The sequence below is a fragment of the Bradyrhizobium sp. LTSPM299 genome (assembly GCF_000938235.1).
Classification (GTDB): domain Bacteria; phylum Pseudomonadota; class Alphaproteobacteria; order Rhizobiales; family Xanthobacteraceae; genus Bradyrhizobium.
In genome coordinates this window covers 220999-241076 of sequence record NZ_JYMU01000007.1, presented here as the reverse complement: position 1 = coordinate 241076, position 20078 = coordinate 220999, and the positions used below count along the sequence as shown (strand labels likewise).

The following is a 20078-nucleotide window of genomic DNA, read 5'->3' as shown; positions in this document are numbered from 1 at the left end:
GCGACCATGACGGAAATGTTTTGGTGAAATCAAGAGGCCGCCGCCAGCCATTCCCGCTGCACAGTGCTGTCCGGCTCGCCATCAGCCCGTAACGCCAGCGCCGCAAACGCATCGCGCCCGATCAACTGCGACAACGCCCACACCGCGGCGCCGCGCACGAGCGGGCTCGCGTCATCGAGCAGCCGCCGCGCGTCGCCGGCGAGATCAGCATCGCCGGAATTGCCGATCGCGATCAGCACATTGCGCACGAAGCGGTCACGGCCGATGCGCTTGACCGGCGATTTCGAGAACAGCGCGCGGAAGGCGGGATCATCGAGCCGCGCAAGATCGGCAAGCGCCGGCACACGCAATTCGTCGCGCGCGGCGAGTTTGGCTTCGCGTCCTTCCTGCGCGAACTTGTTCCACGGGCATACGGCGAGGCAATCGTCGCAGCCATAGATGCGATTGCCGATGGCTTTGCGAAATTCGTGCGGGATCGGTCCCTTGTTCTCGATGGTGAGATAGGAGATGCAGCGCCGCGCATCGAGCTTGTAGGGCGCGGGAAACGCTGCGGTCGGGCAGATGTCCTGGCAGGCGCGGCAGCTGCCGCAATGATCGGTGTCGCCGCTGTCGCGCGGCAGGTCGGATGCGCTGAAGATTGCCCCTAAGAATAGCCACGAGCCGAACTCGCGCGAGACGAGGTTGGTGTGCTTGCCCTGCCAGCCGATCCCGGCGGCCTGCGCCAGCGGCTTCTCCATCACGGCGGCGGTGTCGACGAACACTTTCAGCTCGTCGCCGCTAACGGCGGCGAGCCAGCGCGCCAGCGTCTTCAGCCGCTTCTTGATCACGTCGTGATAATCGTCGCCCTGCGCATAGGCCGAAATCGTGCCCGAGCTGCGGCGCTTGAGGCTCTCAAGCGGATTGGTGTCGGGTCCGTAATTGACGCCGAGCATGATGATCGAGCGCACGCCGGGCCACAGCACGCGCGGATCGGCGCGCCGCGCCGGATTGGCGGCCAGCCAATCCATGTCGCCATGGCCGCCAGAGTCGAGGAATTCGAGGAAATACTGTCCGGCCTGCGCGGTGGCGCCGGGATCGATGACCCCGATCTGGTCGAAACCGAGCGCGCGCGCTTCGCGCGTCAGCGCCGCTTTGAGATCATCGGGAGAAAGCCTGACCGCTTGGTTCAGAAGTCGAGGTCCACATAGGTCCGCGACGCCGGCACCCCCGCCAGCCATTCGCTGAGCAGCGGGCGGAACGACGGCCGGGATTTCACCCGCGCGTACCACGCCTTTGCCGCGTCGTCCTCGCTCCATGGCACGTCGCCCAGATAGTCGATCGCCGAAAGATGCGCCGCGGCGGCGAGGTCCGCGTAGGTCAGCCGGTCGCCGGCCAGATAGTTCCGCGTCTTCGCCAGCCAGCCGATATAGCTCAGATGATAGCGCACATTGACCTTGGCCGCGCGCATCACGTCGGCGGCCGGCGCGCCGCCGCCGTTCTCCTCGCTCATGAAGCGCTTGTAGATCCGCTCGGTCACCAACGGGTTGGAGGCCTCCTCGAAGAACTTCTCGTTGAACCACGCCATCAGCCGGCGCACCTCGACGCGCTCGGCGATCGACGCCGGCAGCAGCCGCCGCTCGCCGGCCTCCAGCCCATGCGCCTCGTCGACATATTCGGCGATGATCGGCGCGCTGGGGATCGGCGGAAGACCCTCGGCGATCAGCACCGGCGTGGTCGCCGCCGGATTGAGCGCAAGGAACGCCTCGCGCCGCTCCCAGACCCGTTCCTCCACCAGGCGCAGATCGAGGCCGTATTCGCCGAGCACGAGGCGAATGAAGCGCGAATGCGGACAGAACGGGTGATGATACAGCGTGTACATGGAGTCCTTGGTAGTGTCGCGGCGCTTAAGAAACCATCAACCTGTGTGGCCTGAGCCTGTGTGACGTGTGTGACTTGAACCTGTGATTTGGCCGAAACCTCGATCACCTCTATGTCGCGTCATCACGCGAACCGGTAGCCACTCCCGCGCAGGATGCGGGTCACAAAAACGCTAGAGCTATTTCCGTTCCGATGGAATCGGAACGGAGCTCTGGATTCTGGTTTTGCCGCGTTTTCTTCACGCGAACCGGTAGCCATCCCGGATCAAGTCCGGAACAGGCTTTCGCTTGAAAACGCTCTATAGCCCAGCAAACCGATCAGGCAACCCTGTTTGGCGTTTTTTTGCGATTGCAGCAAATGGGGGAATAGGCGAGAAGGGCGCGGTTTTTCCAGACTTCTCTCCAGACTTCTCTCCAGACATGGGGCAGGCCAGATCATGATGACGGATATGGTGCGGGCGGTGATTCTCGGCATTGTCGAGGGCGTCACCGAGTTCCTGCCGGTTTCTTCGACGGGCCACCTGCTGCTTGCCGAACGCTTCTTCGATCTCGGCGAAGGCAATTTCTGGAAGAGCTTTGCGATCCTGATCCAGCTCGGCGCGATCCTCGCGATCGTCGTGCTCTATTTCGCCAAATTGTGGCGGGTCGCGCTCGGCATGTTCTCCAACCCCGACGACCGGCGCTTCGTCATCGGCGTGCTGGTGGCGTTCCTGCCGGCGGTGGTGATCGGCCTGATTGCCGGCAAGTACATCAAGGAATACCTGTTCAATCCGTGGGTGGTCTGCTTCTCCCTGATCGTCGGCGGCGCCGTCCTGATGTGGGTCGATCAGCTCGATCTGCATCCGCACGAGGACGAGGCCACGCGGTTTCCGCTGCTGATGTATTTCTGGATCGGCCTTGCGCAGTGCCTCGCCATGATCCCCGGCGTGTCGCGCTCCGGCGCCAGCATCGTCGCCGCGATGCTGCTGGGCGCGGAGAAGCGCGCCGCGGCGGAGTTCTCGTTCTTCCTCGCGATCCCGACCATGATCGGCGCGTTCGCCTATGATTTCTACAAAAACCGCGGCGACTTCACGACCGACAATCTCGGCCTGATCGCAGTCGGCTTCGTGGTCTCGTTCATCACCGCGCTGATCGTCGTGCGCGCATTCCTCAACTTCGTCACCCGCCGAGGCTTCACCTTCTTCGCCTGGTGGCGCGTGGTCGTCGGCACCCTCGGCCTGATCGCGCTGGCGATGGGGAAGTAATCAAGAATTCCGCTGTCGTCCCTGCGAAAGTAGGGACCCATAACCACAGCTCTCTGTTGGTTACGTAGAGCTGTGGCCCCGGCTTTGCAGAACTCGGACAGTCGTGGTTACGGTCCCGGCTCGCGCTTCGCTTGGCCGGGACGACGAAAAGCTACGCGCTCTTCTTCTGGAACTGCCCGGTCGCGCGGAAGCGCCACAGATATTGCGGGGCGATGGCTTCCATCGAGTCGGGCGTGATGCCGAGACCCTCGAATGTCAGCCCGGCTGTCTTCGCGGCCTCCGAGACCACATTGTCCGAGCGCAGCATCGCCACCTGGTCCGGCGTTAGCTTGAACGCACCCGGTGCAAATTGGAGCACCAGCGCTTGTAACTTGGCGAGGCCAAACGGCAGCGGCGCCAGCATGCGGTCGCGCTGGGTGATCTCCAGGATGATCTCCATCACCTCGCGCATGGTCAGCACTTCCGGCCCGCCGAGTTCGTACGTCGCGCCGGGCTTGGCGTTGCCCTCGACGATGTCAGCCACCGCCCGCCCGACATCGGCGACATAGGCGGGCTGCAATTTGTTGACCCCGCCGCCGACCAGCGGCAGCACCGGCGACATCCGCGCCAGCGCCGCAAATCGGTTGGTGAACTGGTCCTCGGGTCCGAACATCAGCGACGGCCGCACGATGGTGGCCGACGGCGCCGCCGCCTTCACCGCCGCCTCGCCGGCGGCCTTGGAACGGTAATAGCTGGAGAGCGTATTTTCATCGGCGCCCACAGCCGAGACATGGATCATCCGGGCACCGGCCGCGGCGGCCGCCTTGGCGATGGTCTCGGCCCCCTTCACCTGCACGGCGTCGAAGGTCTGCCCGCCGCCCTCGGTCAGGATGCCCACCAGATTGATCGCGATGTCCGAATCGCGCATCGCCGCCTCGACGGAGGCGGGGTACCGGACATTGGCCTGGACCGCGTGGATCTGGCCGACTTTGCCCAGCGGCTGCAGGTGACCGGCCAGCTCAGGCCGCCGCACCGCGACGCGGACCCGATAATCGCGCTTGCACAGCGCCCGGACCACGTTCCGCCCCAGAAAACCCGATCCGCCGAAGACCGTGACTGTTGTTTCCAGGTTCGAAGTCATGGGGTCCATTCCTGCCGGATTCGAGAGTTATTGAGGGGACTTAGCCGTTTGGCGATACGCCATCGGCCTCACCCTGTACAGCGTATAAGAATTCCCATTCGCGAATTTGACAAGCGCGCGACCGAACTTTAGTAACGCGCCCACGCCCAGGTGGTGGAATTGGTAGACGCGCTGGCTTCAGGTGCCAGTGGCTTAACGGCCGTGAAGGTTCGAGTCCTTTCCTGGGCACCACCCCCTCTCCAAGCGATTGAAATCGCTCGATTGCGGGAGATGAAGTGCTCACCGGCAGGTCACGCCGGTATCCCGTTTGATAAATTGGTGAACAACGGGGCAGCGCGTGCTTCGCGGCTCGTGTCGCGTCGCCGGTCCTTGGTGCGCAGACCGCTCGACCGCTCGGCCGCTCGGCCGCCGAGAGCCACGCAAGAGCGGGCGCACCGTGGCCCTATTTGATCGGCCTCGGACTTGTCCAATGCTCTTGGGCGACTGCGTCACCCCATGTCGAGCCGAGCGGTTGCATCGAAATCCAGGTCTCGACCAGCCTGGCGCCCTCGATGCGGTACGACTGGATGCCCGCCCGGCTGTGCGGCTCACCGGTCCTGGTATCAATCCATTTGAACGAGAAGCGGAACCAGGCGCGATCGTAGGTGAAGGAATGGTCGTACACCACGACGCGGATGTCCTTGCGGTCTTGACGGATGGCTGCAAGCTCCTCCGCATAGGCCTCGCGCGTCACCGTCCGGTCGCCGTTCTCATCGTGCCTGACGTAGTGGGCTCCAACGCAGCTTGGGACGAGATCATATTGGCCTTCGAGCCAGACCAGTTCCCACCGGTCGAATAGATCGCGTATCCCGGATTGGTTTGACATCGAGCACCTCCCGCCGCCGCTTGCGTTGTGGTCGTTTCTTACAAGAGCGCTCCTGACAGCGTGGTGTCAGGAGACTGTCAGGAGTAGCATCCGGTGCATTGCCACTCTGAGGCTCAACGAATGCGCCGCGCCGACCGTCTCTTCGAGATCATCCAGATACTGCGTCGAAAAAAGCAGGCGACGCGCGCGGCCGACCTTGCCGCTCGCCTGGAGGTCTCCGAACGCACGATCTACCGCGACATAAGTGACATGGTTTCGAGAGGCGTTCCGATCGACGGTGCGCCCGGTGTTGGCTACATTCTGCGCCCGGGCTTTGATTTGCCGCCGCTGATGTTCAATGAGAACGAGATCGAAGCGTTGCTGCTCGGAGCGCGCATCGTGCAGTCCTGGGCCGATCCTGAACTCGCCGCGGCGGCTGCCGGTGCGATGGACAAGGTCGCAGCCGTTTCGCCCGCCGCGTTGCAACGGCAGCTAAGCTTGGTCCGGCTGTGGGTACCGACCGACCATGCCCGTGAAACCATCACGATCGATCAAACGGCTCTGCGTCACGCGATGCGCGATCAACGCAAGATACGGTTCACCTATCATGACCTCGACGGCCGAACGTCGGAACGCGTCGCACGTCCCTTGATCATGGCGTTTTATGGCCCGGTCTGGCTGCTCGCCGCCTGGTGCGAACTGCGCAACGGATTTCGTGTGTTCCGTGTCGATCGGATGTCTGACTTCGTGCCTCTGGAAACGAGGTTTGAGGCTGAACCAGGGAAGACGGCAGAGGATTTTCTGAAACAAGACGCCAAGGGAAAGCGGGCGGCCTCGCGCACGTTGCGGCCCGCAGTCGTCATCTGAGATGCCGCCCTGGGCCGAGCATGTTCGCGACGCTTGCTTCGTGTCACCATCGACTGCGGCATAAAGAAAAAAAGCCCCGGCAATACCGGGGCTTTGATTGTTGCGACAGATCAGACGACGAGACGCCGTTCAGTATTTCGCAACGACCGGACCGCCAAAGCGGTAGTTCAGGCGGATCGTTCCGATGTCGACGCTCTGGCCGATATTGTCGGCGCGGCCGACCGCGATGGCGGTGGCCGGGAACGTGACGTTCGGCTTGTCCATGAACAGGTGGTCGTATTCGAGCGCCACCGACCAGTTCGGCGCAAAGCCGAATTCGAGTCCGGCTCCCACCGTGCCGCCCCAACGGGTGTCGCTTGCCGAATTCCAGGGGACGCCGGCCGCGGCGAAGATGTTGCCGACGGGGAAGTAGCTCGAGTACTTGTTGTCGGTGACCGCAGCGCCGCCCTTCAGATAGACGAGGACGTTGTTCCAGGCGTAACCGATCTGGCCGGTGAACAGGCCGATGGCCTCGACCTTGGTCTGGTTGTTGTAGGGAATGAATGCCGTCAGGCTCGCGTTCGTTCCCTTCAGGTCAGCCCAATCGCCCTGGGCTTCGAGGCCGAACACCCAATTCGCGGACTGCCAGCGATATCCGATCTGACCGCCGGCCAATGCGCCGGTCCCGGTGTTGCAGCCCTCCCTTGCGGCGGGCGCGATCGCGACACCGGCCACGCTGGTGAGGTCCCAGCAGCCGTGGGCCGACCCACCGCCGCCATTGAGACCGATGTAAAAGCCGCTCCAGTCGTAGACGGATGCGAGAGCCGGCGCCTTGGTGTAGGGCCGCGCCGCAAGGTCAGCGGCCGATGCCGTGCCTGACACGCCCACAATCGAAAGCAGCCCAAGTCCGAAGATCGCAAAACGATGCATTCCCATTCCCCAGCATTCCCAAAATATTGCCGCCCGATTTCTGCCATGAAACCTCAGGGTGCGACAGTTTGGCGTACCACTGGATTTGCTTTTCCGTGGGGTGTTGCTTGAGTGCAACGAAAAGAACGGGGGCTGAGTTGGCCGCTGAGGGTACCTCAGGCGCGCATTCCGATGGCGGGCCGAAACGGCGGGTCACTCCCAAGGTTCGACGGCGCCTCGGCGTAGTGGTCGAACTGCATGGTAAAGGTTGCGCGCCCCTGGCTCATAGCGCGCAGGTCGTTCACGTAACCGAACAAGCTCATGAGCGGCACTATCGCGGTGATGGTGATGCCGTTGCTGTGCCCGCTTTGGCTCAGATTGCTGCCGCGTCGTAGGTTGAGGTTGCGAATGACCCGGGCGGCGCAATCCTCCGGGGTCACCACCTCGACCTTCATGATCGGTTCGAGCAGAACGGACTTGCCCTTCGTCAGCGCTTCGCGGAAGCAGGCGCGCGTGGCGATCTCGAAGGCCGACGAGTCGACGTCGTGGAACTTGCCATCGATCAACTGCACCTTGACGTCGACCACCGGGAAGCCGGCGACCACGCCCGAGGACAGCACGCTCCCAAGACCCTTTTCGACGCCGGGGATGTATTCCGCCGGCACTGCGTCGCCGACAATCCTGGACTCGAATTCATTGCCCTTGCCGGGCTCGTTCGGCTCGATCACGAGGGTGACGGAAGCGAACTGGCTGTGGCCCCCCTGCCTCTTGTGCGTGTAGCTGTGCTCGACGCGCTTGGTGACACGCTCGCGGAACGCCACCTGCGGCGCGCCGATACGGGCATCGACCTTGTAGGTATGCTCGAGGAGGTCGATCTTGGCGGCGAGCTGCTCCTCGCTCACGCCCTTGAGGATCGTCTGGCCGGACTCGTGATCGATCGATACGCGGAACAACGGATCCTTTGCGGCAAGCTCAGCGAGTGCAGCATCGAGTTTCTCTCGGTCGGCCTTTGACTTTGGCTCGATCGCAACCTCGATAAGCAAGGGTTGTACCACGTGATCCACCATCGCTTCGTTCCGCCAAGCAGCATAACACGGAACGAGTCACGATGAGACCGTGATGGCCAGCGATTATTTTTGAGGAAACAGCAGCGGTTCGTAATCTCGGGCGCCGTGCAGGATGTGGATGATTTCGATCGTATCCGCGCCAACGCGATAAAAGATCAGGAAATTGCCGAACGGGCGCCGGCGAATGCCCAAATGCTCATAGCGCGGGACCAAGGGATAGCCACGCGGAGCGTCCACCAACGATTCGCACCTCTCGCGCAATTCGCGAACAAGATTGAGTGCATTCTTCGGGCTTTGCTCCGCGACATAGCTCGCGATCTGCTCGATGTCGGCGGCGGCCTCCGCGGTGACGACGACGATCACGTGCCCTTGGTCTCGGCAAATCTCGCTTCCAGACGATCAAACACCTCGGAGCTCGGGCTCACTCGGCCTGCATCCACGTCAGCCAGCCCGCGCGCGATCGCAGCATCCAGCACAGCCAGCCGTGCTTCGCGCTCCTGAACGAGGCGAACGCCTTCGCGCAGCACCTCGCTCTTGGATTGGTAGCGTCCGGAGGCCACAAGCTGGTTCACGAAGCCTTCGAGCACTTCACCCAGATCCGCACTCATTGCCATGCGGCTTCTCCAACCATCGTCTTGATCTGCCAATAACTATTATTGATAGGCCATATTTCAAGGGTAGGTCAACAGGTTACGAGCCCAAACGCCTGTCCGTCAGACCACGCGCTTGCCGCTCCGCTTCGCGACCGATCGCTGCACAAAATACATCGCGATGACAGAGATGATCGACGTCGTCACGACGACGTATCCGATCCGCTCGAAATGCAACAGCGAGCCGTCGGCATTCTCCGCGATGATCGCGGCGGCGAACACCGAGCCGAGCCCGCCGGAGAGTTGCTGCACGGATGCGCTGATCGCGCTGAACGAGCCGCGCTGGCTCGGATCGGGAATCGCCGACATCAGCGCCTGCGACGGGATCATGCGCGAAAAGATGCCGACGAACATCAGCACGTTGACGACGATCGCCGTCGTCAACGAGACCTGACCGAGATGGGTGTAGATCAGCACCATGGTCACGGACACCGCGCTGCCGAACACGAAAGTCGGATATTTACCGAACGCATCGCTCGCACGGCCGACCAGCGGCCCGATGGCGATGGTGAACAGGCCGGTGACCAGATAGATGGTCGGAAGGTGCACGATATCGATGCCGAGGTTATGCACGGTGAAGGCGCTGCCGAACGGCATCAGCATGAATCCGCCGGTCGCCAGCAGCGTCGTGACCAGGAAGGCCAGCGTGTAGCGCGGCTGTCCGATGGTCGCGATCAGATGATGAAAGGGATTGTGGTCCGGCTTCAGCCGCAAATGCGCGTCGACCGGTTGCATCATGAACGCGATGACGACCATCGCCGCGATCGACAGGCCGACGATCGCGAAGAAGGCAATGTGCCAGTTCCAGTGATTGGCGAGAAACAGGCCGGCGGGAATACCGAGCACCTGGCTTGCGGCAAACGCGGTTTGAACGAAGCCCATCACGCGGCCGCGCAGATGCAGCGCGAACAAATCGGTGACGATGGCGAGCACGACCGAGCCGATCACGCCGCCGAACAAGCCGGTCACGATCCGGCCGAGCAGCAGCACATGGTAGTTCGGCGCCAGCGCGCAGAGCAGGGTGCCAAGCGTGAAACCGGCATAGAAGAACAGCAGCAGGCGCTTGCGGTCGAAGCGGTCGGCAAAGCCGGCTGCAAGGATGCCCGCCAGTCCCGCGCTGAAGGCGTAGGCCGACACCGCGACGCCGAATTGCCCGGCCGTGATGTTGAGCGCGGGCATCAGGATGGCGCCGAGCGGCGACATGATGATGAAATCGAGGATGATCGTGAATTGGGTGAATGCGAGCAGCGCAATCAGGACCGACTGGTAGCGCGAAAAGCCGCGCTCCAGCTCTTGCGGGTCGTCGATCGGCGCAGCGATGGTCTGTTCGGACATGTGGCTCATTTCATTGGAGGCCGGCGGGCGAGGGGCCGGCAACAGATAGGGTGCGAGCGGGACGATTTCATCGGCATGGGGAAGCAAAGCCGTATGCCGAAATGCGATGGCCAACGGCAAAATCACGGCGAAAAGCCCGGTTTGACCTGTCCGCAGGCCGTCTACCCGCTCGCCCTTCGAGCCTTAGGACGCTAGTGTTTCGCCCGAATCGACATTTGGAACCCGAGGTTGTTTTTCATGACCATCCGCCTGCATCGCGGCGACCTGCCCGACCTGTCCCGCTATACCGATTCGGTTGCGATCGACACCGAGACCATGGGGCTGCATCCGCATCGCGACCGGCTCTGCGTGGTGCAGATGTCGAACGGCGACGGCACCGCCGACGTGATCCAGATTCCGAAGGGCCACACCGATTCGCCGAACCTGAAGGCGCTGCTGGGCAATCCTGATATCACCAAGATCTTCCATTTCGCGCGGTTCGACGTCGCCGTGCTCTACAACGCCTTCGGCGTGATGCCGACCCCCGTTTACTGCACCAAGATCGCCTCGCGCCTGACCCGCACCTATACCGACCGCCATGGCCTCAAGGACCTGGTGCGGGAAGTCCTGAACGTCGACCTGTCGAAGCAGCAGCAGTCGAGCGACTGGGGCGCGCCGAGCCTGTCCGAGGCCCAGCTCGCTTATGCGGCCTCCGACGTGCTGCACCTGCATGCGCTGCGTGAGCGGCTCAACGTCATGCTGGCGCGCGAGGGGCGGACTGACCTCGTCAAGGCCTGCTTCGAATTCCTCCCCTCCCGCGCCCGTCTCGATCTCGACGGCTGGGAAGCCGAGGACATCTTCGCCCATTCCTGAATGGCGATTTTGGGAGCGGGGGGCGATTTCCGCCCCGTTTCGGCCAAACTGTTCACGCGAGGTCCCGCTCCGGGGCGCGACGCAAGGCGTTAGCTGCATATTTGGACAGCTGCGGGTAGAATGGGGTGCGATTTCGCGCCTCGGGAGCAAGTGTGAGTTCGGTCCAGAATCCAGCCTATGACGTCGTGGGTCTCGAGGCGCGCTTTGCCGCGGCCGCGCGTCACAGCCGTATGGTGCGGATCTTGCGCGTCGCCGTTCCCGCCGCGGTGGTGGTGTCGATGGCGGCGATCGTCTTCGTCTCGGTCGTCAATCCGTTCCGCGCCTTGATGCCCAACCTGCCGGTCGAGATGGACAATCTCGTGGTCTCCGGCACCAAGATCACGATGGAAGCGCCGCATCTCGCCGGCTTCTCGGCTGACGGGCGGCCCTACGAAATGTGGGCCAAGGCCGCGATCCAGGACGTTACCGATCCCGATCATCTCGAGTTGAAAACCATCCGCGCCAAGGTGGCGCAACAGGATCAGTCGACGGTGATCATGGACGCGCGCACCGGTTTCTTCGACCAAAAGAAGCAGATGCTCGACCTTCGCCAGGATATCTTCCTGCAATCGTCCACCGGCTATGAGGCGAAGCTGACGTCGGCGCTCGTCGACATCAACAAGGGTGACGTGAGTTCGGACGAGCATGTCGACGTCAAGCTGCTCGACGGCACGCTGACATCGGACAGGCTGCGGATCTACAACAGCGGCGAGTTGGTCCGGTTCGAGGGCAACGTCGTGATGAATCTCGATAAGCTCGGCGACAACAATCCACCTGCCGCCGAGCCGGCACCGCCTCCTCCGCCGGCGCCGAAGACGCGCAAATCAGCCAACCCGAAATGATCCTGATGATGAGATTTTCTCCGCGCGTCACGGCCATCGCGGCCTTCCTGCTCGCGCTCATCGCGGCGAACGCTGCATCCGCGCAGAGCTCGACGATGACGGGCGTACCCAACGCTATGCAGGGCTTTTCGCAGAACCGCGACCAGCCGATCCAGATCGAGGCCGCCTCGCTCGAAATGCGCGACAAGAAGAAGGAAGCGACCTTCTCCGGCAACGTGAAGGTGGTGCAGGGCGACACCACGATGACGTCGAAGATATTGGTCGTGTTCTACGAGGATAAATCCACCCAGCCGGCGGCGCCTGCCGCGCCCGCCAAGGCCGCGAAGGGCGCCGCTGCCCCGATGCCGGCGGCGGCCCCCGGTCCCGGCGGCGCCTCGTCGATCAAGCGGCTGGAGGCGAAGGGCAATGTCGTCGTCACCCAGAAGGATCAGGTCGTCACCGGCGAGACCGCGATCTTCGACACCAAGACCAACCTGATCACCATGCTCGGTGGCAGCGGTGGCCAGGTGGTGCTGACCCAGTGCAAGAACGTGCTGCGCGGCGACCGCCTGCTGGTCGACATGACCACAGGCGTCTCGCGCGTGGAATCCGACAGCGGCAAGGTGCAGGGGCTGTTCATCCAGAACCAGGCCGGGCAGCCCAACCAGGGCTGCGGGACGCCGGCCACCCCCGGCGCGGCACCGGCGCTCCCGTCCCTGCTCCCGGGAAGCCAAGGTAAACCCAAGTAGATCAGGAGGCTTTTCTGCGCGTTCTTGCCGCCATCTGCGTCCTCGCGCTGATTGCGTTCGACGAGGCGCGTGCGCAGGGCGCAGCCTCCGTGCCGAACGCCATGCAAGGCTTCGCGCAGAATCGCGACCAGCCGGTCCGGATCGAAGCGGCCTCGCTCGAAATGCGCGACAAGAAGAAGGAGGCCACCTTTGCCGGCAATGTGAAGGTGGTGCAGGGCGACACCACCATGATCTCGAAGACGCTGGTCGCGTTCTACGAGGACAAATCCACCCAGCCGCCGGCGCCCCCAGCGGACGCCAAGGCCGCAAAGGGCGGCGCCCCGATGCAGTCGGCGACCCCCGGTCCCGGTGGTGCCTCGTCGATCAAGCGGCTGGTGGCGAAGGGCAATGTCGTCGTCACCCAGAAGGATCAGGTCGTCACCGGCGAGACCGCGATCTTCGATACCAGGGCCAATTTGATCACCATGCTCGGCGGCGTGGTGCTGACCCAGTGCAAGAATGTGGTGCGCGGCGATCGGCTGCTGGTCGACATGACCACCGGCGTCTCGCGCGTGGAATCCGACAGCGGCAAGGTGCAGGCATTGGTCGGTCAGGGACAGGATTGTGGCAATGCGGCGGGATCCGCGCTGCCTTCGCCGAATCCCGGGAAATCAAAATAAACCAATATATATCAGCATGTTATATAATATCTCGCGGCCGCGAGGTTGAAGCTCGTCCCGTGAGCCTGTATCTACTGGGGCGGCTCGGCTGTGAGGCGCATCTGAGGGGATCGTGGCGTCGGCCGGAGCAAGGGGCATCCAGTCATTCAAAGCGCTGATATCGCGCTTTGCCGTTGTTTGAGCATGATCGCCGCGCAAATGCGTTTCGCGTTTGTCGGGGGAAAGCCGGTATCCACTTTTCCGGATCATGTTGGCGAGGTGCGCGTGCGAATCAATTGGTCCGCAGGCAAGGTCGCGGGATCACCTTAAGAGGGCTAAAGCGAAGCGGGGATGGTGGATTTACTCGGCATGTTCCGGCGGCGCCCTGCGAAACGCAGTGCCGGATTTGCGCGCTCGCACGACGACATCACGGCGCTCGGCGATTCGTACGGCGATATGCTGGCGAGCCCGGTGCGTGATGCGCCGCCGATGGCGCGCGCCGCCGCGGTTCCCGGCGTCGAGTTGCGACCCCAGCCGTCGCCCGAACCAACCCGCGCCGACAAGCCGCGTGCGAAGAGCAATGGCGCCACCGCGCCGCGCCTGATCAAAAAGCCGGGCTACCTGGCTGTGCATAGCGTGGAAAAGAGTTTTGGCAGCCGCCAGGTCGTGCGTGGCGTCAGCATCTATGTGCGCCGCGGCGAAGCGGTCGGCCTGCTCGGGCCCAACGGCGCCGGCAAGACCACCGTGTTCTACATGATCACAGGGCTGATCAAGGCCGATCGCGGTGCGATCGAACTCGATGGCCACGACGTCACCAAGCTGCCGATGTACCAGCGCGCCCGTCTCGGCATCGGTTATCTGCCGCAGGAAGCTTCGATCTTCCGCGGCCTGACCGTCGAACAGAACATCCGCGCGGTGCTCGAGGTCGTCGAGACCTCGGCGAAGAAGCGTGAGCACGAGCTGGATTCGCTGCTCGACGAATTCAACATCACGCGCCTGCGCAAAAGCCCGTCGATCGCGCTGTCCGGCGGCGAGCGCCGCCGCGTCGAAATTGCCCGCGCGCTGGCGACGCGCCCCAATTACATGCTGCTCGACGAACCGTTCGCGGGGATCGACCCGATCGCGGTCGGCGACATCCAGGATCTGGTGCGCCATCTCACCAATCGCGGCATCGGCGTGCTCATCACCGACCACAATGTCCGCGAGACGCTCGGCCTCACCGACCGTGCGTATATCGTCTATGCCGGGGAAATCTTGACGGAGGGCAGCCCGGATGAGATCGTGAATGATCCGGACGTACGTCGCCTTTACCTTGGCGAGGAATTCCGCCTCTAGGCGCAACTTTCTGGTCCGTCAAGCCGTGTACATCGGCTGAAGAGTAGGATAAGCAAGAATCGAGCCAATTTTTGGGACCGTTCTTGCCTCCATGGCACTGACACAAAGACTAGAGTTCCGACAATCGCAGTCGCTGGTGATGACGCCGCAGCTGATGCAGGCGATCAAGCTGCTGCAGCTGTCGAACCTCGATCTGTCGGCCTTCGTCGAGGAGGAGCTGGAACGCAATCCGCTGCTCGACCGGGGGGCTGACGGCCCCGAGGCGCCGGTGGCGGGCGAACCCGCCATGGAGCGGTCCGACTACGCCGATGGCGACGGTTCCACGAGCTACGGCGATGACGGTGGCGACCTGGCCGGCGGTGCCAGCGGCGACGCCTTCGAGCCCGGCCAGGAGGAGTGGATGAACCGCGACCTCGGGACCCGCACCGAGATCGAACAGACGCTGGATACCGGCCTCGACAACGTCTTCACCGAAGAGCCCGCCGAAGCCGCCGCGCGCGCCGCGCAGGATGCGCCGCCGGCGGTCTACACCGAATGGGGTGGCGGCGCCTCCAGCGACGACGATTACAATCTCGAAGCCTTCGTCGCCGCCGAGATGACGCTGGGCGACCATCTCGCTGAGCAGCTCGCGGTCGCCTTCTCGGCGCCGGCGCAGCGCATGATCGGGCAGTATCTGATCGACCTGGTCGACGACGCCGGTTACCTGCCGGCCGATCTCGGCCAGGCCGCCGAACGGCTCGGCGCGTCGCAGCAGGCGGTCGACGAGGTCGTCGCGACGTTGCAGAAGTTCGACCCGCCGGGCGTCTGCGCGCGAAACCTGAGCGAGTGCCTCGCGATCCAGTTGCGCGAGCTCAACCGCTACGATCCCGCGATGCAGGCGCTGGTCGAGCATCTCGACCTGCTCGCCAAGCGCGACATCGCCAGTCTGCGAAAGCTCTGCGGCGTCGATGATGACGACATCACCGACATGATCGCGGAGATCCGCCGGCTCAATCCGAAGCCCGGCCTGAAGTTCGGCGCCGCGAAGACGCAAACCATGGTGCCCGACGTCTATGTGCGTCCGGGTCCCGACGGCGGCTGGCATGTCGAACTCAACAGCGACACTCTGCCGCGCGTGCTGGTCAACCAGACCTATTACACTGAGCTGTCGAAGACGATCCGCAAGGACGGTGACAAATCGTACTTCACCGATTGCCTGCAGAACGCGACCTGGCTGGTGCGCGCGCTCGACCAGCGCGCCCGTACCATCCTGAAGGTCGCGACCGAAATCGTCCGCCAGCAGGACGGCTTCTTCACCCATGGCGTCGCGCATCTGCGGCCGCTCAATCTGAAGGCGGTCGCCGACGCGATCCAGATGCATGAATCGACGGTGTCGCGCGTCACCGCCAACAAGTACATGGCGACCAATCGCGGCAGTTTTGAATTGAAGTATTTTTTCACCGCGTCGATCGCGTCCGCCGACGGCGGCGAAGCGCATTCGGCAGAAGCGGTGCGGCACCACATCAAGCAGTTGATCGACGGCGAAGCGCCGGCGGCAATCCTGTCAGACGACACGATCGTGGAACGTTTGCGGGTGTCCGGCATTGATATTGCCCGCCGCACCGTCGCGAAGTATCGCGAAGCGATGCGGATACCGTCCTCGGTGCAGCGCCGCCGTGACAAACAGAGCATGCTCGGTAATGCCCTTTCGGCCCCTGCCTCCGCTCCGGACCGGTCGCGCGATACGGCTGCAGTTTAGGTTACTTTTTGAGCATGATCCGATCCGGATCACCGACTCGTTGCGTTCGCGTCAAATCGCGATACTCTCAACTCCCCTTGTTCTCCTTGCAGCGTGATCCAGAAAGGCAGGTCGTCGCATTCCGAAAGCATCATGCTCCAGCAAGCGAGTGATCGAGGCATCCAGCAATCGAGGCATCAAATGACCCTTCGAATCTCGGGAAAGAGCATCAGCATCGGCGAAGCGCTTCGCGCGCGCGTCGGCGACCGCACCGACGAGGTCCTGCGAAAGTATTTTGATGGCAACTATTCCGGTCACATCACGCTGAGCAAGGACGGCTTCGGCTTCCGGACCGATTGCGCGCTGCATCTGGATTCCGGCATCTCGCTGGAAGCGGAATCCAACGCGGCCGACGCCTATGCCAGCGCCGACGCGGCGCTGTTGATGATCGAAAAGCGCCTGCGCCGCTACAAGAGCCGGTTGAAGGACCGCTCGGCCCGCAAGACCTATGCTGCCGCCACCGCGTTCGCCGAACTGAACGGGGTCGGGCTCGACGCGCCGAGCTATGTCATCGAGGCGCCCGAGAGCGACGACGAGGTCACCGAGTACAGCCCGGTGATCATTGCGGAGGCGACCACCGCGCTGAAGCGGCTGTCGGTCAGCGAAGCCGTCATGGAGCTCGACCTGAGCGGCGCCGCCTGCCTGGTTTTCCAGCACGGCGGTAGCGGCCGGGTGAACGTCATCTACCGCCGCACCGACGGCAATGTCGGCTGGGTCGACCCTCCGGCGGTTAACCCCTGAGATATATGACGCATGGCATTGACGGCGGAAGCCAGCCCTGCTTATGGTCCGCCGCCCCAAGGGATAAGGGGTGGAACAGGGTTTGCAGGTGTTGGCACTGCCAATGCGTTGGAGTAGAAGCCCTGCCAACCGGGACCCGGGCTAAGGCCATCTCCCACCACACATTCTTGACACCACCGCTGTAACGCCTATTTCGCAACCTGACGGTTTCATTCACCTCGGAACGTCCCATGCCGATTACCGATCTGGTCGCACCCGAGGCGATTCTCCCGACTTTGAAAGTCATCAGCAAGAAGCAGGCGCTGCAGGAACTTGCCGCGCGCGCATCGAGCCTGACCGGGCAGAATGAGCGCGCCGTTTTCGAGGTGCTGCTGCAGCGCGAGAAGCTCGGCACCACCGCCGTCGGCTACGGCGTCGCGATTCCGCATGGCAAGCTGCCCAAGCTCGAAAAGCTGTTCGGGCTGTTTGCCCGCCTCGATCGCCCGATCGATTTCGAAGCCATGGACGGCCAGCCGGTCGACCTGATCTTCCTGTTGCTGGCGCCCGAAGGCGCCGGCGCCGACCACCTCAAGGCGCTGGCACGGATCGCCCGCCTGCTGCGCGACCAGGACGTCGCCAAGAAGCTGCGTGCCTCCCGTGACGCGCAGGCGATCTACTCGGTGCTGGCGCTGCCGCCGGCGAGCGCGGCGTAGCTCTCGCAGGTCCAGCTTAACGACCTTTTGCTCGCATTGCGCCGGCCGTGATAGAACAGCGGTATGACGAGAACCGAAGCACTCAGAAGGTTGCGCGGACAGGCCGACGCCATCTCAAGGCGCTCGGAGCCACGTCGCTTTACCTGTTCGGTTCAACGGCTCGCAACAAGGCCACGGCGAAGAGCGATCTCGATCTTTTCGTCGACTATGATCCTCGCGGACGTTTCAACGTCCTGGATCTGGTCGCGGCCAAGCGAATGCTCGAGGAAAACCTGGGTGTTCCGGTCGATCTGACCACCCGCAAGGGGCTCCATCCGCTGCTACGCAAGCAGATCGAGGCCGAGGCGACGCGGGTTTTCTGAATGATCGCGCGAACGCCGTTGCTGCGCATCCACGATATGCTCGAAGCAATTCGTGGGATCGATAAGGCGCTTGTAGGCAAGACAATCCGCGACTACGAGCGCTCATGGCTGCTGCGTTCCGCAGTCGAGCGCGGAATAGAAATCATTTCGGAAGCGAGCCGCCATCTCAGCGGCGATCTGAAAGCGCAGCATAAGGATGTCCGCTGGAAGGACATTGCCGGCATTGGCAATATTCTGCACCACGACTACCAGCGCGTTGATGCCACGATCATCTGGAAGGCAGTGAAGGACGATCTGCCGCCGCTCAAGGTGGCGTTGCTCGTTCTCAGGGAATCCTTGAGATAGCGCGCACCCAGAGCCGCTGTGCCTTTGGGGGTAGCACACCCAGCACGGTCGCTCGTTGCAGGTTGCAATGCTCAGCAGATTGTCGGCAACAGACGGCGGACTTCGTCGAGCAGTTCGGGGACGGCTGTCTCGTCATTGGCGAGGTGCTTGAGCAGCGCGCTCTGGAACAGGCCGTCGAACAGTGCATAGAGCGCGGCCGGAGATGACGCCGGCCGTGTGCCGCCCAGTTCGGCATAGCGCGAGGCAATCCGCCAGATCATTGCCTCCAGGCTCTTGTCGATCTCGAGCACGTCCTTGCGGAACGCTGCCTCGAACATCGCCTGCGAGCGCAGATCGTACCAGAGACGGTGCATGCGGGCTTCGTCCTGCAGCGTCGCCGCGAGCTTGGCGAGGAAGCCTTCCGTCAATTCGTCGCGGCTTTGCGCCGATGTCACCACCTCGTCATACCGCGTCACGCATTTCGCCTTGTAGTGACGGACGCAGCAGCAGATCAGGTCGAGCTTGTCGCTGAAGTAATAATGAAACACGCCGTGCGTGAACGCCGAGTTCTGCGCGATCTCGCGCAGGCTGGTGCGCGCGAAGCCGAGCTCCCCGAGCGTTTCCAACGCGGCTTCAGCAAGCTCGATCCGCCGCGCGTTGAATTTCTCATCGCGCAGCACTTCGGTCGCCACCGCCACCCGTTGAGTCACTCGCGTCGCTTGCCGCGCCATCTAATGCATTCCCTCTCGGCCGTTCTTGCAACGACTTATACCGCGCCACGTGCGGCGCACTCCATCCTCTCACAACCATTCTCTTGGACACTTGTCAAATTGGCGCTTGACAAGTGTCCAGTTTCTGGCTGAGGCTCGGTTCAATAATTTGGACAGTCGTCAAGACACCGAAACAGGGAGGAAATCCGTCGCGGGAAGCGCCAATGCTGCGCTCCGCCGACACCGCGCTCGGCTGCGATCACGTCAGCCCACCCGCACATGCCGCCAATCACCGCAGCACCAATCAACAACCAGCAAAGGGAGGACTACGTCATGAGTGGAAAGAGCCTTGAAGGCAGGACAGCCCTGATCACCGGCGGCGCCCGGGGTATCGGCGCGGCCATCGCGCAGGCGCTGGCAAAGGCTGGTGCGGCGGTCATGATCGGCGACATTCTCGATGATGTCGGCAAGACCACGGCCGGCGAGATCGCGAAAACCGGCGTGAAGACCGGCTTCGTCAAGCTCGACGTCACCGACGACGCGCAATGGGAAAGGGCCGTGGCCGCGACGGTCGCAACGCTCGGCGGCTTCGACATCCTGATCAACAACGCCGGCATCGAGATCACCTCGCTGGTCAGCGAGGTCAAGGCGGAAGACGCGCTGCGGATGTGCAACGTCAACATCGTCGGCACCGTGCTCGGCATGAAACACGCACTGCGCGCGATGCGGCCGGGCGGGCCGGCAGGCAAGGGCGGCGCGGTCGTCAACATCTCCTCGGTCGCGGCAACCATCGCCTTCCCGAGCATCGCGGTCTATTCGGGCACCAAATCCGCGGTCGATCGCATGACCCGGGTCGCGGCCATGGAAGCCGGCAAGCTCGGCTTCGGCGTGCGCGTCAACTGCATCTATCCCGGTTTGATTCCGACCGACATGGGGATGCAGCTCGCCAACGACATCGTTCAGGTCGGGCTCGCGGCCGACATCAACGCGGCAGTCGGCTCTGTGGTCGAGCAGACACCGCTCGGCCGACTCGCCGAGGTTACCGATATCGGCGATGCCGCAGTGTTCCTCTGCTCGAACGAGGCGCGCTTCATCACCGGCATCGGACTGCCGGTCGACGGCGGCATGGGTATGTAGCTGGGCATGTAACAATCAACACGACAACAA

General features: G+C 63.1%; 22 protein-coding genes, 1 tRNA gene and 1 pseudogene. 14 read left to right on the top strand and 10 right to left on the bottom strand.

What is annotated here, in order from left to right:
* Positions 1-29 precede the first annotated feature (29 nt).
* On the bottom strand, positions 30-1217 hold the full coding sequence (queG, locus tag UP10_RS05615) for a tRNA epoxyqueuosine(34) reductase QueG (protein WP_044586368.1): 1188 nt from the start codon (positions 1215-1217) through the stop codon (positions 30-32).
* On the bottom strand, positions 1166-1858 hold the full coding sequence (locus UP10_RS05610) for a glutathione S-transferase family protein (RefSeq protein WP_044586367.1): 693 nt from the start codon (positions 1856-1858) through the stop codon (positions 1166-1168). Before UP10_RS05610 ends, queG begins: the two co-directional genes overlap by 52 nt.
* A gap of 435 nt (positions 1859-2293) precedes the next feature.
* On the opposite strand from UP10_RS05610, the gene UP10_RS05605 reads away from it, so the two are divergent.
* Positions 2294-3100, top strand: a complete 807-nt coding sequence (locus UP10_RS05605) for an undecaprenyl-diphosphate phosphatase (RefSeq protein WP_044586366.1) — start codon at positions 2294-2296, stop codon at positions 3098-3100.
* Positions 3101-3251: 151 nt separating this feature from the next.
* On the opposite strand, the gene UP10_RS05600 is transcribed toward UP10_RS05605, so the two are convergent.
* Positions 3252-4220: a complex I NDUFA9 subunit family protein gene (locus UP10_RS05600; RefSeq protein ID WP_044586365.1), complete on the bottom strand. Its 969-nt coding sequence runs from the start codon at positions 4218-4220 to the stop codon at positions 3252-3254.
* A 144-nt stretch (positions 4221-4364) separates the two neighbouring features.
* On the opposite strand from UP10_RS05600, the gene UP10_RS05595 reads away from it, so the two are divergent.
* A tRNA-Leu gene (locus tag UP10_RS05595) sits at positions 4365-4451 on the top strand.
* 211 nt (positions 4452-4662) lie between these two features.
* On the opposite strand, the gene UP10_RS05590 is transcribed toward UP10_RS05595, so the two are convergent.
* Entirely contained in the window at positions 4663-5085 is a 423-nt protein-coding gene (locus tag UP10_RS05590) for a nuclear transport factor 2 family protein (protein WP_044586364.1), read from the bottom strand.
* 120 nt (positions 5086-5205) lie between these two features.
* On the opposite strand from UP10_RS05590, the gene UP10_RS05585 reads away from it, so the two are divergent.
* Entirely contained in the window at positions 5206-5931 is a 726-nt protein-coding gene (locus tag UP10_RS05585) for a helix-turn-helix transcriptional regulator (protein ID WP_044586363.1), read from the top strand.
* Between the two features lie 129 nt (positions 5932-6060).
* On the opposite strand, the gene UP10_RS05580 is transcribed toward UP10_RS05585, so the two are convergent.
* The 5 genes and pseudogenes from UP10_RS05580 to UP10_RS05560 all read right to left on the bottom strand — a co-directional run bounded on the left by UP10_RS05580 (position 6061) and on the right by UP10_RS05560 (position 9871).
* Positions 6061-6840, bottom strand: coding sequence for an outer membrane protein (locus UP10_RS05580; protein ID WP_044586362.1), 780 nt, complete (start codon positions 6838-6840; stop codon positions 6061-6063).
* A gap of 155 nt (positions 6841-6995) precedes the next feature.
* Positions 6996-7859 (bottom strand): annotated as a pseudogene (locus UP10_RS05575) (translation factor GTPase family protein); the annotation flags it as partial.
* Between the two features lie 90 nt (positions 7860-7949).
* Positions 7950-8249 (bottom strand): type II toxin-antitoxin system RelE/ParE family toxin, encoded by a 300-nt coding sequence (locus UP10_RS05570; RefSeq protein ID WP_044586361.1) that lies wholly within the window; start codon positions 8247-8249, stop codon positions 7950-7952.
* Entirely contained in the window at positions 8246-8500 is a 255-nt protein-coding gene (locus UP10_RS05565; protein WP_044586360.1) for a type II toxin-antitoxin system ParD family antitoxin, read from the bottom strand. The genes UP10_RS05570 and UP10_RS05565 overlap by 4 nt, the downstream gene beginning before the upstream one ends.
* A 99-nt stretch (positions 8501-8599) precedes the next feature.
* Positions 8600-9871, bottom strand: a complete 1272-nt coding sequence (locus UP10_RS05560) for an MFS transporter (protein ID WP_044586507.1) — start codon at positions 9869-9871, stop codon at positions 8600-8602.
* 237 nt (positions 9872-10108) lie between these two features.
* On the opposite strand from UP10_RS05560, the gene UP10_RS05555 reads away from it, so the two are divergent.
* The 10 genes from UP10_RS05555 (at position 10109) to UP10_RS05510 (ending at position 18222) form a co-directional block, all read left to right on the top strand.
* A complete protein-coding gene (locus tag UP10_RS05555; protein ID WP_044586359.1) occupies positions 10109-10723 on the top strand; it encodes a ribonuclease D in 615 nt (204 codons plus the stop codon).
* A gap of 152 nt (positions 10724-10875) precedes the next feature.
* On the top strand, positions 10876-11604 hold the full coding sequence (gene lptC, locus UP10_RS05550; protein ID WP_044537935.1) for an LPS export ABC transporter periplasmic protein LptC: 729 nt from the start codon (positions 10876-10878) through the stop codon (positions 11602-11604).
* On the top strand, positions 11601-12332 hold the full coding sequence (locus UP10_RS05545) for an LptA/OstA family protein (protein ID WP_044586358.1): 732 nt from the start codon (positions 11601-11603) through the stop codon (positions 12330-12332). The genes lptC and UP10_RS05545 overlap by 4 nt, the downstream gene beginning before the upstream one ends.
* A gap of 14 nt (positions 12333-12346) precedes the next feature.
* Complete coding sequence (locus UP10_RS05540) at positions 12347-12991, top strand: LptA/OstA family protein (RefSeq protein ID WP_044586357.1); 645 nt, start codon at positions 12347-12349, stop codon at positions 12989-12991.
* Positions 12992-13321: 330 nt separating this feature from the next.
* Complete coding sequence (gene lptB, locus UP10_RS05535) at positions 13322-14305, top strand: LPS export ABC transporter ATP-binding protein (protein WP_044586356.1); 984 nt, start codon at positions 13322-13324, stop codon at positions 14303-14305.
* Between the two features lie 91 nt (positions 14306-14396).
* Positions 14397-16043: an RNA polymerase factor sigma-54 gene (gene rpoN / locus UP10_RS05530; protein WP_044586355.1), complete on the top strand. Its 1647-nt coding sequence runs from the start codon at positions 14397-14399 to the stop codon at positions 16041-16043.
* 180 nt (positions 16044-16223) lie between these two features.
* Complete coding sequence (gene hpf, locus UP10_RS05525; protein WP_044586354.1) at positions 16224-16823, top strand: ribosome hibernation-promoting factor, HPF/YfiA family; 600 nt, start codon at positions 16224-16226, stop codon at positions 16821-16823.
* Between the two features lie 230 nt (positions 16824-17053).
* Positions 17054-17515 carry a PTS IIA-like nitrogen regulatory protein PtsN gene (gene ptsN, locus UP10_RS05520; RefSeq protein ID WP_044586353.1) on the top strand — a complete coding sequence of 154 codons (462 nt, stop codon included), beginning with the start codon at positions 17054-17056 and terminating at the stop codon, positions 17513-17515.
* Positions 17516-17562: 47 nt separating this feature from the next.
* On the top strand, positions 17563-17877 hold the full coding sequence (locus UP10_RS05515; protein ID WP_349643956.1) for a nucleotidyltransferase family protein: 315 nt from the start codon (positions 17563-17565) through the stop codon (positions 17875-17877).
* Positions 17878-18222, top strand: a complete 345-nt coding sequence (locus UP10_RS05510) for a HepT-like ribonuclease domain-containing protein (protein WP_044586352.1) — start codon at positions 17878-17880, stop codon at positions 18220-18222. It begins immediately after the preceding gene.
* Between the two features lie 71 nt (positions 18223-18293).
* On the opposite strand, the gene UP10_RS05505 is transcribed toward UP10_RS05510, so the two are convergent.
* Positions 18294-18911 carry a TetR/AcrR family transcriptional regulator gene (locus UP10_RS05505; RefSeq protein WP_050043575.1) on the bottom strand — a complete coding sequence of 206 codons (618 nt, stop codon included), beginning with the start codon at positions 18909-18911 and terminating at the stop codon, positions 18294-18296.
* 333 nt (positions 18912-19244) lie between these two features.
* On the opposite strand from UP10_RS05505, the gene UP10_RS05500 reads away from it, so the two are divergent.
* Positions 19245-20048, top strand: a complete 804-nt coding sequence (locus UP10_RS05500; protein ID WP_044537925.1) for an SDR family NAD(P)-dependent oxidoreductase — start codon at positions 19245-19247, stop codon at positions 20046-20048.
* The last annotated feature ends 30 nt before the right edge of the window (positions 20049-20078 follow it).

What these genes read in the sequence shown, in the direction of transcription:
- UP10_RS05560 (WP_044586507.1), bottom strand. Translation starts at nt 9,871, where the DNA reads ATGTCCGAACAGACCATCGCTGCGCCGATCGACGACCCGCAAGAGCTG.
- UP10_RS05565 (WP_044586360.1), bottom strand. Translation starts at nt 8,500, where the DNA reads ATGGCAATGAGTGCGGATCTGGGTGAAGTGCTCGAAGGCTTCGTGAAC.
- UP10_RS05580 (WP_044586362.1), bottom strand. Translation starts at nt 6,840, where the DNA reads ATGCATCGTTTTGCGATCTTCGGACTTGGGCTGCTTTCGATTGTGGGC.
- UP10_RS05545 (WP_044586358.1), top strand. Translation starts at nt 11,601, where the DNA reads ATGATCCTGATGATGAGATTTTCTCCGCGCGTCACGGCCATCGCGGCC.
- UP10_RS05605 (WP_044586366.1), top strand. Translation starts at nt 2,294, where the DNA reads ATGATGACGGATATGGTGCGGGCGGTGATTCTCGGCATTGTCGAGGGC.
- queG (WP_044586368.1), bottom strand. Translation starts at nt 1,217, where the DNA reads ATGGCTGGCGGGGGTGCCGGCGTCGCGGACCTATGTGGACCTCGACTT.
- UP10_RS05555 (WP_044586359.1), top strand. Translation starts at nt 10,109, where the DNA reads ATGACCATCCGCCTGCATCGCGGCGACCTGCCCGACCTGTCCCGCTAT.
- UP10_RS05510 (WP_044586352.1), top strand. Translation starts at nt 17,878, where the DNA reads ATGATCGCGCGAACGCCGTTGCTGCGCATCCACGATATGCTCGAAGCA.
- UP10_RS05590 (WP_044586364.1), bottom strand. Translation starts at nt 5,085, where the DNA reads ATGTCAAACCAATCCGGGATACGCGATCTATTCGACCGGTGGGAACTG.
- hpf (WP_044586354.1), top strand. Translation starts at nt 16,224, where the DNA reads ATGACCCTTCGAATCTCGGGAAAGAGCATCAGCATCGGCGAAGCGCTT.
- lptB (WP_044586356.1), top strand. Translation starts at nt 13,322, where the DNA reads ATGGTGGATTTACTCGGCATGTTCCGGCGGCGCCCTGCGAAACGCAGT.
- UP10_RS05600 (WP_044586365.1), bottom strand. Translation starts at nt 4,220, where the DNA reads ATGACTTCGAACCTGGAAACAACAGTCACGGTCTTCGGCGGATCGGGT.
- UP10_RS05610 (WP_044586367.1), bottom strand. Translation starts at nt 1,858, where the DNA reads ATGTACACGCTGTATCATCACCCGTTCTGTCCGCATTCGCGCTTCATT.
- ptsN (WP_044586353.1), top strand. Translation starts at nt 17,054, where the DNA reads ATGCCGATTACCGATCTGGTCGCACCCGAGGCGATTCTCCCGACTTTG.
- UP10_RS05500 (WP_044537925.1), top strand. Translation starts at nt 19,245, where the DNA reads ATGAGTGGAAAGAGCCTTGAAGGCAGGACAGCCCTGATCACCGGCGGC.
- UP10_RS05585 (WP_044586363.1), top strand. Translation starts at nt 5,206, where the DNA reads ATGCGCCGCGCCGACCGTCTCTTCGAGATCATCCAGATACTGCGTCGA.
- rpoN (WP_044586355.1), top strand. Translation starts at nt 14,397, where the DNA reads ATGGCACTGACACAAAGACTAGAGTTCCGACAATCGCAGTCGCTGGTG.